The 15,574-nt window shown below is 61.0% G+C and carries 10 protein-coding genes; 5 read left to right on the plus strand and 5 right to left on the minus strand.

The genetic code is table 11. From position 1 onward, the window contains the following. Positions 1-63 precede the first annotated feature (63 nt). Positions 64-1,626 (minus strand): dolichyl-phosphate-mannose--protein mannosyltransferase, encoded by a 1,563-nt coding sequence (locus AACP59_RS06945; protein ID WP_339350584.1) that lies wholly within the window; start codon positions 1,624-1,626, stop codon positions 64-66. Positions 1,627-1,823: 197 nt separating this feature from the next. On the opposite strand from AACP59_RS06945, the gene rsmI reads away from it, so the two are divergent. Beyond that, entirely contained in the window at positions 1,824-2,798 is a 975-nt protein-coding gene (gene rsmI, locus AACP59_RS06950) for a 16S rRNA (cytidine(1402)-2'-O)-methyltransferase (protein ID WP_297316659.1), read from the plus strand. A gap of 171 nt (positions 2,799-2,969) precedes the next feature. Here rsmI and AACP59_RS06955 read toward each other — a convergent pair whose 3' ends face one another. Next, positions 2,970-3,239 (minus strand): variant leucine-rich repeat-containing protein, encoded by a 270-nt coding sequence (locus AACP59_RS06955; RefSeq protein ID WP_339350465.1) that lies wholly within the window; start codon positions 3,237-3,239, stop codon positions 2,970-2,972. 158 nt (positions 3,240-3,397) lie between these two features. Then, positions 3,398-3,910, minus strand: a complete 513-nt coding sequence (locus tag AACP59_RS06960) for a hypothetical protein (protein ID WP_297316661.1) — start codon at positions 3,908-3,910, stop codon at positions 3,398-3,400. A 405-nt stretch (positions 3,911-4,315) separates the two neighbouring features. Between AACP59_RS06960 and metG the strand changes: the two genes are divergently transcribed. The 4 genes from metG (at position 4,316) to AACP59_RS06980 (ending at position 12,202) form a co-directional block, all read left to right on the plus strand. Next, positions 4,316-6,220 carry a methionine--tRNA ligase gene (gene metG / locus AACP59_RS06965; protein WP_297316662.1) on the plus strand — a complete coding sequence of 635 codons (1,905 nt, stop codon included), beginning with the start codon at positions 4,316-4,318 and terminating at the stop codon, positions 6,218-6,220. Between the two features lie 300 nt (positions 6,221-6,520). Next, positions 6,521-9,541, plus strand: a complete 3,021-nt coding sequence (locus AACP59_RS06970; protein ID WP_339350468.1) for an HAD-IA family hydrolase — start codon at positions 6,521-6,523, stop codon at positions 9,539-9,541. Positions 9,542-9,733: 192 nt separating this feature from the next. After that, positions 9,734-10,774 carry a glycoside hydrolase family 43 protein gene (locus AACP59_RS06975; RefSeq protein WP_502260911.1) on the plus strand — a complete coding sequence of 347 codons (1,041 nt, stop codon included), beginning with the start codon at positions 9,734-9,736 and terminating at the stop codon, positions 10,772-10,774. Positions 10,775-10,843: 69 nt separating this feature from the next. Then, positions 10,844-12,202, plus strand: a complete 1,359-nt coding sequence (locus AACP59_RS06980) for a glycoside hydrolase family 27 protein (protein WP_339350586.1) — start codon at positions 10,844-10,846, stop codon at positions 12,200-12,202. Between the two features lie 9 nt (positions 12,203-12,211). Here AACP59_RS06980 and AACP59_RS06985 read toward each other — a convergent pair whose 3' ends face one another. Next, the gene (locus AACP59_RS06985; RefSeq protein ID WP_339350472.1) at positions 12,212-13,690 is read right to left on the minus strand and encodes a family 43 glycosylhydrolase; all 1,479 of its coding nucleotides are present in this window, start codon (positions 13,688-13,690) and stop codon (positions 12,212-12,214) included. Between the two features lie 78 nt (positions 13,691-13,768). Further along, positions 13,769-15,286: a glycoside hydrolase family 43 protein gene (locus AACP59_RS06990; protein WP_339350588.1), complete on the minus strand. Its 1,518-nt coding sequence runs from the start codon at positions 15,284-15,286 to the stop codon at positions 13,769-13,771. Positions 15,287-15,574: the final 288 nt, after the last annotated feature.

The raw sequence follows: 15,574 nt of genomic DNA on the forward strand, positions 1-15,574 counted from the left end.
TCTCCGTTCCCGGATAGGTCCGGGACCGGGAGAAGTACCGGGGCTTCGGTTTTCCGGGTCCGCCTATATCCAGCTGGGGAGCCACATGTGGATGCGCCAGAACCAGTAGGGGACCGGCATGGCCGCCCAGAGAGGGTAGAAGAAGAGTGAGGTCATCCCCAGGATGATCATCGTCGTGCACATCATCTGCCGGTAGACCAGCTGGCCGGTGTCGTGACGGACACGGTCGGCCATGTAACAGATTCCCAGAATCATCCAGGGCAGGATGACGATGGAGTAGAAGGTGAAGGTGGTCCGGTTCAGGTATTGGATCCAGGGGAGCCACCCGCCCAGGAGGCCGGCCAGCACAGCCCAGAGGCGCCAGTCGCCTCTGTGGGCGCGTAGGCAGAGACCGATGGCTATGAGAATACAGGCCGAACCCAGCCACCAGATCAGGGGGTTGCCCAGGGAGGTGACGGCAGCGACACAGGGTGAGTCGGGGCTGATGGAGCACAGACCGGGATGGTCGGTGAATCTCTGCCAGTAGAAGCTGGTCGGGCGCACCTGCAGGGGCCAGGTCAGGGGGTTGGCCATGTAGGGGTGCGAGGCATCCAGGGTGGTGTGGAACTGCCACATCTCGCGGTGATACTCGACCAGGGAACGCAACCCCTCAGGCAGCCAGGTCAGGCCCTGACCGGGGTGGCCGCCCGCCCACCCGTGCATGTAGGAGTCGCTGTGCCTGAACCATCCGATCCAGGAGGCCAGGTAGGTGCCTGCCCAGAGGGGGATCATGACCAGGGCGGCGGGAATCCCGTCCTTGAGGATGCCCGCCTTCAGCCATGATCCGTACCCGACCTTGTGGCGCTCCCAGGCATCCCAAAGGACAGAGATCAGGGCGAAGACCGCGAAGAGATAGGCCCCGGACCATTTGGTGCCCGTGGCCAGCCCCAGGAGGACGGCGGCACCGGTTCTCCACCAGGACCAGGCGATGAAGGGGCCGGTCGTCTCGGTGGCCAGGATCCAGCCATCGTCCTTTCCCTGCGCGGGCCAGGGGAGGGGAGTGCGGATCCGGTAGTGGAGCCTTTCAATCCTCCAGTCCGTCTTCCAGGCGGCCCGAAGGCGGGCCCGGGCCCAGTCACGGTGTCCGAGGAGACAGAGGAAGGCGGCCAGGGCGAAGACCATGATGAAGTTGTCCAAAAGACCGGTGCGGCTCATGACGATGCCCAGGCCGTCTATGGACATAAGGAACCCTGCCATCATGGCGATGGGCAGATTGCGGAAGAGTCTGAGGGCCACCCGGCAGAGGAGGAGGATGGCGATAGTCCCCGCAATGGCGGTGGCGACCCGCCAGGCGAAGGGGTTGTCGGCCCCGCCGAAGAGCTTCAATCCCAAGGCGATGCACCACTTGCCTATGGGTGGGTGGACCACATATTCGGCCTGGTCCAGCCACTGGTTCACGTCACCTTGGGCGAAGGCCTGGTCGATGGGAATCTTGTTGGGGGGCAGGACCTTGGGCCAGATCCTGGGTTCGCCCGTCTTCAGCATGGTCCAGGCGTCCTTGACGTAGTAGGTCTCGTCGAAGACGACGGCGTGGGGGGAGCCGAGCCTGATGAAGCGTAGGAGCCCGCCCAGGAGGGCCATGAGCATGCATCCCAGCCATTCCGTCTGGCGCCTGGTCAGGCTGTGCAGGTACCGGAATCCGTGCAGCTGCTGGAGCCGACCGCCGGATACGGGTGGATGACCCGTGCGACGGGCGGCACGCCGACCATGCCTGGCGGAGTGATGCTGCGAAGAATTGCTGAGGATGGATGCCATCACCACCAAGATTAGGACATACTGAAAGCATGATGAGGAATGACGATCAAACCCTTTCCCGGACCGACAAATCCCCAGAGGGACCTGGCGGAGATCCGGAGGGCGGGCCGTCCTATGTTTCACGTGGAACACTGTTCCTGGCTGCCACTCCCATAGGCAATACCGGGGATGCTTCCGCCCGGTTGACCTCCCTCCTGGAGTCGGCCGACCTGGTGGCCGCGGAGGATACGCGCAGGCTTTACGACCTGGCCAACAGGCTGGGTGTGCGGGTATCGGGGCGGGTGGTGGCATACCACGACCACAACGAGGACCACATGGCCGATCCGATCCTGGACCAGGTACGGGATGGGGCCTGTGCCCTGGTGGTATCCGATGCGGGCATGCCCACCATCAACGACCCGGGCATGGCCATCGTCCGGCGGGCCATCGAGCGGGGGGTCCCGGTCACCTGTGCCCCGGGGCCCAGTGCTGTTCTGGATGCCCTGGCCCTGTCCGGACTGCCTACGGACCGGTTCTGCTACGAGGGTTTCCTGCCCAGGCGGCATGGCGAACGCATCCGCCATCTGCGCTCGCTCAGGAATGAGCCACGGACCATGGTCTTCTACGAGACCACCCACAGGATCGACCAGGCCATGCAGGATCTGGATGAGGCCTTCGGGGCGGACCGCCTCATGGCCCTTTGCCGGGAACTGACCAAGGATCACGAGCAGATTCGACGGGGGACCATTGCCCAGATCATCGAATCCATGGCCCAGGACCCACCCCGGGGCGAGATGGTCCTGGTGGTGGCAGGTGCCGGCTCCGACCAGGTCCAGGCCGGAACTTCGGAAGTCCTTACAGACCATGCCCTGGCCGTCATGGCCAGGCAGCGGGCCGAGGAGGAGGGCGTCAGGATCAAGGACGCCATCGCCCGGGTGGTCGCCGAACACCCCCTGCCGGATGGGTCCCTGCCCAACCGCAAGAAGGTATATGCGGCCACCCTGGAAGACCGCCGGGAGGACTGAGGTCTGCCGGCGGTTCGGGGATGGGAACGGTATTCGTTCTCCTGCCGGTATTCTTTTCCTCCGGGTTTTCGGCAGTCTTAAACTACGGGACGGCTGTGATTGAAGGGCATTGGCTTTGGTCTCTGGTCCGGGTGAGTGGTCTGGGGAGTGGCTCGAAGTGCTCGCGGAATCTCATGAATCCTCCAAGAGAATCTCCAAGGACCGTTTCACACCGGGGCCGCCCAGCTGGGAGACGGTTTCCAGGAGGGCCGGGGAGGCAGCCGGATTGGCGGCCAACCAACGGCGCAGTTCCGGGTGTTCCCTGGCTATGAGCCAGAGGATGTCCGTCGGGGTCTCTGGGTCGGTGGCCATGGCGGGGGTCGGGACCAGGGGCGGTTCAGGTGGTCCGGATTCATGACTTTGACTGCACAGGGCATATGGGGTGCTTATGACCGCCGACATTCTCGTGGCCTTGTTTCGTCGGTTTGCGCGTCGGCTTTTGTACCTGCGCCCCTTGATTGCTGGTCCCAGGGGCCCTGGGGATTCCACTTTGCTGCCGCACCGGAACGCTGAGAGCAGGCCGGGATTGGAGCCGGACCCTTGCTTGTGGCGGCTGGGCATCAGAAGAAGGCCTTGAGCCCGGTGATGGTCTTGATGCCTGTGGCGTGTCCCGGCCAGCGGGGGTTGGCGGCAAGGAGATCCAGACAGTCGGAACAACTGACCTGGTAGCGGTCCATGAGTTCGTGGATTCGCTCCTGTCGAGCTTCGCCCCTGCTCAGGGCCTGCTGCTCCTCACAGGCCAGGTCGCAGGCGGTCCACAGGGGGGAGGTGACCCAGAGCCTGCCCAGTCGCATCAGGTATTGGGGATTGAGCTTGCGGTTGTGGGGGCGGAGGGGACGTCCAAGGACGGGTGCGCGGAAGTGGGAGTTGGAGATGACATCGAGGGTCTCCGGGAATGTGCCGTTGAGCCAGATCCAGAGGGCCAGGGATCCGCAGGCTGCCGCCCCGAAGGGAAGCAGGGGAAGGATGATCGAGGCGCGTCCGAAGATGCCTTCGGCGTCGTCATTCCGGTAGCAGGTTGCAGGGTCCAGGACTGTGACGATACCGAGCCGAACCAGTAGGTTCAGGCTCAACCGGCCTGGGAGGTCACCAACTTGTATCAGACCCGGTGAAGAGGGGAGATCTTCGGCTGCCGACAGCGATTCATGGTGCCGGGGTGCGACGGTTCCCGGGCGGTCTTCCGTCTTGCCGCCCGGCCTGGCGGGGGGTCTGACCAATGTGCGGGAGGCATGGCCCATCCTGACTGGCGACAAGGTCCGGTCTCCCCCGAAGACATGTTCTCGAGTCATGGTCCCGACACTAGGAGGGGCCACTAGGACTGGGACGCAGGCTGTTTGGAGTGGGGCAGTTGTGGATAAGTTCGATGGCAAAAGCATTCAATGTGTACAAAACGGGCCTGGGAAGGGGGCATGTGGACGAAGGGCGGAATTCCATGGAAGGCCGCCCGGTTGTAGGCCGAAAACGATACCCTTGCAACTATGAGTCATATTCTTGTTTCCGTTGCCTGGCCCTATGCAAACGGGCCCCGTCACATCGGTCACGTGGCCGGATTCGGCGTACCTTCCGATGTATATGCCCGCTACGAGCGCATGAAGGGCAATGATGTCCTCATGGTCTCGGGCACCGACGAGCATGGCACCCCCATTCTGGTGGAGGCCGATGCCGAGGGTGTGGGTCCCCAGGAGATTGCCGACCGCTACAACCGGGTCATCGCCAAGGACCTCTGCGACCTGGGCTTGAGTTACGACCTCTTCACCCGCACCACCACCGGCAACCACGAGCATGTGGTCCAGGAGCTCTTCAGGCAGTGCCTGGAGAACGGCTATATATACGAGGGAACCCAGAAGGTGGCCATCTCCCCATCCACCGGCCGCACCCTGCCCGACCGCTACATTGAGGGCACCTGCCCCATCTGCGGAGCCGATGGCGCCCGGGGTGACCAGTGCGACAACTGCGGCAACGAGCTGGACCCGGACGAGCTGATCAATCCGGTCTCCAAGATCAACGGGGAGACCCCCCGTTTCGAGGAGAGCAAACACTTCTTCCTGGACCTCCCGGCCCTGGCCGGGGCCAACCTGGCCTGGCTGAAGACCCGGGAGGGTTGGAGGAGCAACGTCCTCAACTTCTCCCTGGGTCTCTTCAAGGAGGTCAAGCCCAGGGCCATCACGCGTGACATCGACTGGGGCATCCCGGTTCCGGTGGATGGATGGATCGACAATCCCAACAAGAAGCTCTACGTCTGGTTCGACGCGGTGATCGGTTACCTGTCGGCATCCATCGAGTGGGCCCGCCGTCAGGGCGATCCCGAGGCCTGGCGCAAGTGGTGGAACGATCCCGAGGCCCCTGGCTACTACTTCATGGGCAAGGACAACATCACCTTCCACTCCCAGATCTGGCCCTCGGAGCTCCTGGCTTACAACGGCAAGGGGTCCAAGGGCGGCAAGGCCGGCGAGTACGGCGAGCTCAACTTGCCCGAGCAGGTGGTGGCCAGTGAGTTCATGACCATGGAGGGCAAGAAGTTCAGTTCCTCCCGGGGCATCGTCATCTATGTCAAGGACATCCTGGCCCGCTACCCGGTGGACGCGGTCCGCTACTATATTTCGGTGGCCGGCCCCGAGACCTCGGACTCCGACTTCACCTGGTCCGAGTTCGTGCGCCACAACAATGAGGAACTGGCGGCATCCTGGGGGAACTTGGTCAACCGCGTGGCCAACCTTCTCAACAAGGACTTCGGCTGCATCCCCGAGATTCAGGATTCCTGGCTGACCGAAAGGGACCGTGCCCTTCTGGACGAGAGCCTGAAGGCTTTCGACATCGTGGGCGGGCTGATCGAGCGTCACCGTCAGAAGGCGGCACTGGGCGAGGCCATGGGCCTGGTGGGTGACATCAACAAGTACATTTCGGCCCAGGAGCCTTGGAAGATCAAGGATGATCCGGATCGTCTGGCCACCGTGCTCCACACGGCCGCCCAGGCAGTGTGTGATGCCAATACCATGTTGGCCCCCTTCCTGCCCCATGCCTCCCAGAAGGTCTATGAGGCCATGGGTGGTACAGGCACCTTCTCCCCCCTGCCCCACCTGGAAGAGGTGGAGGACCTGGACAAACCCGGCTTCACCTACCCGATCATCACCGGCACCTACAAGTTGGGTGAGAACGTCCACTCCTGGGCTCGTGAGTCCATCAAGGACGGCACACCCATCGCCAAGCCTTCGCCGATTTTCGCCAGGATCCCCAATGAGGCCGTCCAGGAGGAGTTGCATCGATTCCAGACCCAGCTTGACGAGCGCAAGGCCAAGGAGCGGGAGCGCTTTGAGGCGGAGCAGGCCAAGCTCAAGGAGCGGTCCGGGAACCGAGAAACATGGAGGGACGAACCCCGGGTCTGATTCACAGACAATTCTAAGGTTATGGGGTACTTTCCTTAAGGTGGGCCTGCTTATATAAGAAGCATCGGTTGAAGTACTGACCGACGGGGTTGTTACAAACCTCACAATTGAACCCCTTCTTCTTCCCCTTCTCTTCTCTCCTGGCGACCTTTCCCGGTCGCCAGGTTCTTTTTTGCGGGGTATGACTCCGAGCCATCACGATCGATTACATGCCGGTGACTTGTTCGTCTTGTGCAGAACGGCCCCAACAGTGCCTGCAGTGCGCGTCTTCGTCACACACGGGCAATAGGATGAAGTCTTATGGAAATCAGTCGATTCGCCTGCGTCCTTTTCGATCTGGATGGGGTGCTCGTACCCACCACCAAGCTGCACAAGGCGGCTTGGAAGCAGCTCTTTGATAAGGTCCTGCCCAAGGGTTCCGAGCCCTATACCGAGCAGGACTACTACACCTATGTGGATGGCAAGCCCCGTTATGACGGAGTCGATGCCCTCCTGAGGAGTCGGGGCATCGAGCTGGACTGGGGGAGCCCGACCGATGGACCGGATGCCAAGACGGTCTGCGGGTATGGCAATCGAAAAAACTCCACCTTCGAGCGTCTGCTCAACGAAAAGGGCATCAACCCCTACCCCGATACGGTGGACGTGCTGCGTCACCTGACCACCAATGGGAAGCGCCTGGCCGTGGTCTCCAGTTCGAAGAACACGGCCGCGGTCCTGGAGGCCGCCGGCATCGCAGGGTTCTTCGAGACGGTGGTGGACGGGAACACCAAGAGCGAGCAGGGTCTCAAGGGCAAGCCCGCCCCCGACACCTATGCATATGCAGCCAAACTGCTGGGTTTGCGCAACCAGGATGCCATCGTGGTGGAGGATGCCCTCTCCGGGGTGGAGGCTGGCCACGCCGGTCGGTTCGGTCTGGTAGTCGGCGTGGACCGGGGGGCAGGTCGGCAGAACCTGCTGGACTCGGGTGCCGATACCGTCATCGACAATCTGATCGAGCTGATCGAGGACGACGGGGGAGAGCGCCGGCTCGGGGAGAATCCCGACCTGGACCCGGACCGGTACCCCATCGATGAATGGGCCTTCACCGAGGTGGGTCGCCCCAACACGGTCAGCGCCACCAACTTTTCGGTGACCAACGGCAACATCGGTGTCCGTGGCCAAGGCGACGGCACCCGCTGCCTGGGAAGTGGAACCTTCCTGAGCGGCTTCCACGACACCTTCGACATCACCCACCCGGAGGGGGGCTACGGGTATGCCAAGGTGGGCCAGCTGATTCAGGGTGTCCCGGACGCTTCGGACTTCACCTTCAAGGTGGAAGGAATCCCCCTGAGGCATCCCCAGGAGAACCGGCAGAGCCTGGATTTCCGCTCCGGCATCTGCACCACCACCTACCGATACCAGCTGGATGACGGAACCCGTCTCACAATCAGCCTGGAACGGATGGCCTGTCTCTTCGACAGGAGTCTGACCGTCACCATGGTCCAGGTGGATTCCCCGGACCGCGACATGACCGTGGTGGTGGATGGCGCCGTCAACGCCGATATGCCTCATCGTTCGGTGACCGATGACCCCCGCAAGTCCCAGATCATCGACGGGTGTGGTATCCACGAAGTCCTCGACAACGAGGTCTACCCGGCGGCCGGCGGCGACTGCCGGGTCTACCGGTGCAACAATTCGCGGTTGAGTGTGGCCCTTGGAATCAGACAGACCAAGAACGGTCAGCCGGTCGACGGCCAGTCCTGGCGCCTGGACATCAAGCGCGGCGGTTCCGCCCGCCTGGTCCGCTATGCCGTCTACCAAAGCCATCCCATCCTGCCCCAGGGCACCACCGGCAACGGCCTGGTCGTCCAGACCCAGAGGGAGGGCACCCGCAACCTGGTCGAGGATTGCCGCGACATCCTTGATGAGTTCAGTGCCCAGGACCTCCAGGATCTGAAGGACCGCCAGCGCGAATGGCTGGACAGGTTCTGGGAGCGCGAGGACATCCGCGTGGAGGCCAAGGATCAGGGCCGCACCCAGCAACTGGTGCACTGGGAGCTCTTCCAGCTGGCCCAGTCCACGGCACAGATCACCAACGGGGTCGGCGCCAAGGGGTTGAGTGGGTCCGGTTACAGCGGCCATTACTTCTGGGATACCGAAATCTACATTCTCCCCTTCCTGACCTATTCGGACCCCAAGCGGGCCAGGTCGGTGCTCCACTATCGTTACCTGATGCTGCCGGCGGCCCGTCGCAGGGCCGCAGCCCTGAACCTGGGCGGGGGCCTCTTCCCCTGGCGGACCATGAACGGGGAGGAGGCCTCGGCCTACTTCCCGACGGGTACTGCCCAGTATCATATCGATGCCGACGTGGCCTACGCGGTGGCCCAGTATGTGCAGGTCAGCAATGACCAGGACTTCCTGGAGACCGAGGGAATCGACATTCTCGTCGAGACCGCCCGCCTCTGGATGAGCCTGGGACGGTACAAGGCCGACGGCCGCTTCCATATTCACTGTGTGACCGGGCCTGACGAGTACACCGTTCTGGTGGATGACAACCTCTACACCAACGAGATGGCCAGATTCAACCTTCTGGCCGCTTACCGGGCCTATGAGTACCTGCGCAAGAACCGTGTGGATCTGATCGGCTCCATCCGCACGCGTCTGCACTTCGAAGATGACGAGGCCCAGGAGTGGATCCGGGCCGCCGAAGCCATGTTCGTCCCCTACGACAACAACGAGGGGGTGCACGCCCAGGACGCCCAGTTCATGGAGCGCCCCATCTGGCACTTCGACCGGTTCACGGCCCGTCCCCTCCTGCTCTACTATCACCCGTTGGTGATCTACCGGCATAAGGTCCTCAAGCAGACCGACGTGGTCATGGCGCTCTACCTGCTCAGCTCCTGGTTCACGCCCGAGCAGAAACTGGCCGACTTCGACTATTATGATCCGCTGACCACCGGGGATTCCACCCTTTCCGCGGCCTCCCAATCCATTGTGGCCGCCGAGGTGGGTCGGGATGACCTGGCCATGAAGTACTTCCGGCAGTCCCTTTTCACCGACGTTTCCGACATGCATGCCAACACCGCGGATGGAATCCATCTGGCGGCCTGCGGCGGGGTGTGGTCCGCGCTGGTCTGTGGTTTCGGTGGTCTGCGCGACACCGGCGGTACAAGACTGAGCATCGATCCCCACCTGCCCAAGGAGTGGGATTCCCTGTCTTACCAGCTGACCGTGGGTGAGACCCGGTTCAGAGTCTCCGTCACCGACGGGGGTGTTGACCTGGAACGGCTCGCGGGGCCGACAATCACGGTCAAAGTACAGGGCCATCCACGCACGGTCTGATGACTCTCCGCCCTGGTTGAGACCCGGTGCACATACACAGGCTCAATCCTAGTCGCATCGCGACATAAGGAATGCTGTAAACTGACCGGTGTGAACGTGGAATCACGGGTCGTGTCCGGCGTCGGAGCCAGGTCACGGACGAGGTGGAAGTGCAAGGGAGCAGATGTGGTCAATGCGCGCGGATGGTCGACGGTGGGGCGTGATTCATACGGGTATCTCATGGTGCATTTTATTGAGGACCCCAATGGTTGCAAGGAACGCATCTATTTCGATCTGTCACAGGGGGATGACCCGCTTCGGTGGACACCCTTGTTTTCCGGCAATCCACGGTTAACCTCTCAGATCGGTACCACCGGTTTACGTGACCCGTATATTGTCCGTGATCCCTGCACCGGTCGCGTTTATGTGATGGCCACGGATCTTAGGGTGTTCGGCGGAGACCGAAGTCAGGGGGAGGGATGGGATTATTGGTCCCACCATGGCAGCACCAATCTGATGATCTGGTATTCAGATGATCTCATCGAGTGGACAGGTCCCAGCCAGCTTGACGTTTCCCTTCGTAAGGATGGGACTCGGATGCAGCTCGGTATGGCCTGGGCGCCGGAATGTCTGTGGGTGCCGGATTACGACGGCACTGGTCATGGCGCCTTCATCCTGTACTGGTCTTCGAAACTGTTTGCCGATGATGATCCTGATCACAAAGATCCTCATGCCCATGACCAAGTGGTATGGGGGGTGACCACTGACTTCACGCAGGAGAATTTCACCTGCGGGGGGACGTTCGTCGATACCGGTCGAGACTGCATCGATACCACCATGATTCAGCGGCACAAACCGAATGGGGGAATTCGCACCTATCGTGCCACCAAGGATAACGGCTTCGGCAGGGGAATCTGGTTGGAGCGTACTGATGAGCGCGAGTGGTGGAAACCCGATACGCACTGGGTCACCATCCAAGATAAGATAGGTGCGGCATGGGCCTTGGGCCAGGAAGCCTCAGGTGTGGAAGGTCCGGCTCTGTATGCCGATCATGCCCGAGATCGCTGGTATCTTCTGGTCGACGTGATACCTTCCGTCGGATACCGTCCCATGGTCTCTGATGACCCTGATGCAGGATTCGAATGTGCCCCTGCTGAAGATTTCCTCCTCTCTCCGCATACCAAGCATGGTGGGGTTCTCTCCCTGACCAGGGAGGAGTATGAACGTCTGAGGTCCCAGGAAGACGGCTCCTGATCAAGGCCTGGCGAGGCAATCAACCGAGTATGCAAAGGAGCACATATGAGTAAGGCCTGGAGGCCCCCCATGGGCTGGAACAGTTGGGATTCCTATGGCACCACCGTGACGGAAGAGGAGGTGCTCAGCAATGCGGTGGCCATGCATGACAACCTTTTGGCGGTCGGATGGGACACTGTGGTTGTGGACATCGCCTGGTACGACCCCACGGCCCGGGATCATGGGTACAACGAGAATGCGCCACTGGTCCTGGACGGGTACGGCAGACAGCTGCCAGACCCCGCACGTTTCCCCTCGGCCGCCGGCGGCAAGGGATTCGGTCCTCTGGCCGACAAGATCCATGCTCTGGGACTGAAGTTCGGCATTCACGTCATGCGTGGTATTCCGCGCCTGGCCGTGGAACGTGATCTTCCCGTCCTTGGTACTTCCTATACCGCTGGTCAGATTGTAGATAGGGAGCATGTCTGCAGCTGGAATCCCGATAACTATGGGCTGGACCACTCCCATCCGGGGGCTCAGGCCTGGTACGATGCCCAGGTCGATCAATTTGCCGCATGGGGGGTTGACTACCTCAAGGTGGATGACATGCAGACCCCCTTCTACAGTGATGAAATCGCAGCTTATCATCGGGCCATCAGTAAGGCGGAGCGTACCTCTGGTCGTGATATTGTCCTTTCCCTGTCGCCCGGTGGATGGCTGCCGACCACTCATCTCGACTTCCTGCGCGCCAATGCCGAGCTATGGAGGATTTCGGATGATTTATGGGATCGGTGGTCCGATGTGCATCATCAGTTCACCCGTCTTGCTCGGTGGGCACCGCTGCAGTCACAGGGACACTGGGCCGATGCAGACATGCTTCCCCTGGGGCATATCGGGCTGAGGGCCGAACGGGGAGCGAATCGGCAGTGTCTCCTTACCCCGGATGAACAACGGACCATGCTTACTCTGTGGTCCATGGGGCGTTCACCCCTGATGGTTGGCGGCGATTTGCCGACCAGTGATGCCTCCACCATCGCCATGCTGGGTAATCCCGCCCTGATCGAGGTAACGGCAGGATCCCGGGAGAACCGCGAGCTTATCAGGGAAGGCGTCTACGGCGATTGGTCCGATGAGTCCTCCTACCTGGGTGATGTCATCGTGTGGAAGGCGGAGTCTGCGGACTGGGCGGATGGGACACCTTCCGCGCACCCTCAGGGTGTGTATGTAGCACTGTTCTGGACCGGACAGACAGAGCGAAGGGTAAGTGTCGCCTTGAAAAGCCTGGTCGGTATCGAGGCTGCCGACAAGGAGTGGGGACTGTCCGATCTGTGGGAGGGCAGTTCCGGCACCTCACTCCAGGCCCGTCTGGAGGGCCGAGGGGCGGATCGTGATCTGGTTGCTCAGGTACCGGGTCACGGGGTTGCCTGGTTGGTCCTGGATCCCAGCTGATCGTTGTTGTCAGGCCGTTCTGACCGCCCATATGGATTGGTTCGAACCTATGGCGCTCAGGCAGATGCGAATGTCGTGGTTTCGGTCATCCGGCAGGTGGGTAACGGTTCCAAGATAGGTCGAGTCGGCCAGGTGCAAACTGATGCCACCGGTCTCGCGGTCATAGGACCAGGTCCCATCCGTCAAGTCACGGTTACCGACCGGGCCGATGCATGTGCCCTGCTCGGTAAGCGTCATCTCCTCGGCGTGGTTGACCCCACGATAATCCCCCTGGTCATCCGTCTTGTCGCCGGTGAAGTAGTCCGACTTGCGATGGATGACCACCTGCCAATGACCGATTAGCTCGCTCTGGTCTGGTCCACCCTCACCTGGGTGAGATCTGATGCCCTGATATTCAAATGGGGCAGCGGTCAGCCAACCGTCGCTCGTGGGAAGGAGCTGGCGAATACGGGTTTCGTAGTCATCCTCGCCACGATTGATGAATCTGGTGTGGTAGACCATGAAGAGGCAACCGTCATTGTCTCTGAAAGCGGAGTTGTGTCCTTGAGCCACCTCGATGTCGGCGTCCTCGGACGGACCTGCCGGCCAGCGGCAGGTGCTGAGAAGTCGTATCCCCTTCTCGCCTGTCCAGTTATGGTCCTGTTCAACCGCGGACAGGTCGCCGGCGGCGATTGCGGGATTGCCTGCCTGATCAAGGTAGGGACCGTTGATCTTTTTGGATCGGAAGAGTCGGATCTGGTAGCCACCCGTACGATTCAGGCATCCATTCGAGAGGAAGAGGTACCACCAACCCCCCTGGTGTAGTAGGTAGGACCCCTCGCCCGACACCCAGTGCCCACCGGCGAGCTTGTAGCCATAGTAGGCATCGGACTCATCGGCCACCGTGGGGTAGGAACGGTCATAGCGGCGCAGCCCGGTGGACGGGTCCAGCTCCAGCAGCCAGATGCCACCGAACCAGGATCCGAAATTCATCCAGAGCCGTCCTTCTTCATCAAAACCAACTCCGGCATCTATTGCGTTTATCCTGGTGTCTTTTAGGGAACGGTACCGGTTCAGATCAGGCTCCGGCCCCAGGACCCGGGGAACATCGGTGGCCTCCGCCGTTTCTTGGTCGAAGCCCGAGTACACAACCGGGCCGACCAGATTCCAGTGCCCATTCAAGTGATCGGCGGTGAGAAGGACGATGAGGGATCGGTAGTGGTCCCCGTTGACGCTCATGTACATGCACCACTTGTGCATGACAGGGTTCCATATCAGATCCGGGGCCCACATGTTCCCCTTGAGGTCCGGGTTGCCGGGCTGTTTCGGCCAGCTCTGCCAGACGTCCCGGAAGAGCCTTTCGTAGTCCCTGGTGATGTTGCAATCCAACCCTTCCCAGTTGATCAGGTCATGGCTGATCGCAAAATGGCGGTGTGTGCCGAAGATGTAGTAGTTTCCACCTTCCAGGGCTATGGCCGGATCATGGATGGCGGCATGGTGAGGTGTCATGGGACCCTTGTTGCCTGTGTCGGTTGTTTGGATGGACATGGGACTCCTGGTCTGGTCAATCGGATAGGTGGTGGGGACTCAGACCTGTGATCCCCAGATGCAGGTGTTGTCCCCAAGGGCTGTGAAGGTCATGACTTTCCTGTGATCCTTATCTCTGGGGAGCATGGCCGTGATTCCTTGATAGGTTGCCGGGTATGGGTCATCTTCGATGGTGATGGTGATCCTGTCTCCCCGATCGGACCTCCAGGTTCCCTTCCGCTCTCCGGTTACCCTTCCGTCGGGCCTGAGCACGATGTTCACGGCCTTGTTCACCCCCCGGTACCGGGTGCTCTTCGTGTCGGTCACCTTGCGGGTGCCGCGGAAGTAGGTGGTGGGGTCATGGGTGACCAGTTCATATCTGCCGGATTCCTCCTTGGCCGTGTGTGGCCTTCCCATCTTGGTTCCCAGATATTCGTAGGGGGCGGCCACCAGCCACCCGTCGGACGTGGAAGTGAGTTGGCGGACTCTGAGTTGGTGTTCTTCCCCTCGATCGGAGAATCTGCTGTGGTATACCAGATAATCGGCCCCGTCCTTGTCGTGAAGGATCGAGTTGCCACCCTGGGAAACCTCGATGTCGCCCTTTGGGTCCCCGCTCCACTGGTATGAGCCCATGAGTCGGATTCCTGTCCTGTCGGTCCAGTTGTCGGCTGCGGAGGCAGTGGAGATGGCCGGGGTGCCATGTTGGTCAAGGTAGGGACCGGTGATGGTATCGGCGCGGAACTCACGCATCTGATAGCCGCCGGTCTGTTCCAACTTTCCGTAGGAGAGGACCAGGTACCAGTGGCCCTTGGTGTGGATAAGGGCTGAACCCTCGCCCGAATTGCCGAAGCCTCCTGCGAGTTTGTGCCCGTAATAGGCGTCGGAGGTGTTGGGCTTGGTCGTGTAGGTGGTCCCGTAGTCGCGCAGCCCGGTGGCCGGGTCCAGTCTGATCATCCAGATGCCCCCGAACCAGGATCCGAAACTCATCCACAGGCCGCCCTGACCATCATCCCTGACACAGGCATCGATGGCGTTGATACCCGTATCGGTATAGGACTGATAACGATCCAGCGTGGGATCATTGCCCAGCACCTTGGGCACGTCTGTTCTCATGTAGTTTGCTCTGGTGAATCCTGAATAGACCACCGGTCCCACATAGGTCCAGTCCCCATTCGGCTTATCCGAGGTCAGCAGGACGATGACCGAACGATGCTCGGCCCCGTTCAGGCTGAGGTACATGCACCATTTCTTCATGGTCGCGTTGTAATACACGTCCGGGGCCCACATATTGCCTTTCACATCCGGGGTGGCCGACTGCTTGGGCCAGGAGTCCCATACCGATGAAAGGACTCGTCGGTAGTCATGACTGAGGTTGTTGGTGAAGGGGGTCCAGTTGATCATGTCCTTGCTGGAGGCATAGGCGCGATGGGACCCGAATACATAGTAGGTGCCATCGTCCTGGATCACTGAGGGGTCATGGACGGAGACCCTTTTGGGTTTCTGAGCCGAGGTATTCGCTGAATGATTCGGTTGGGAGGATTGACCTGAGTATGCGGACAGGCCACCGGATAGCAACATCGCCGCTCCGGCGGTCACGACCGCCAGGAATTTGCGTGCATGTCTGTGCCGTGCTGACTGGTGCAAGGCTTCCTCCTTGATGGGGCGCACATCGAAACATTCCGATCCGCAGCACACCGCTGTCCATGCAGGAATCGGGATGCTGGATTCTTGTTGCGGTTCTATGCATACAGAGAATTCAGACTGACATCCATGTATAATTTATATCGTTAGAAACACTATCACTCCGCGGATGAAATGTACAAGCCAGGGTGGCAGCGCCGGCAGGTGGAAGACCTCAACGATTCC

Source organism: Bifidobacterium indicum (assembly GCF_036987015.1).
Taxonomy (GTDB): Bacteria; Actinomycetota; Actinomycetes; order Actinomycetales; family Bifidobacteriaceae; genus Bombiscardovia; species Bombiscardovia indica.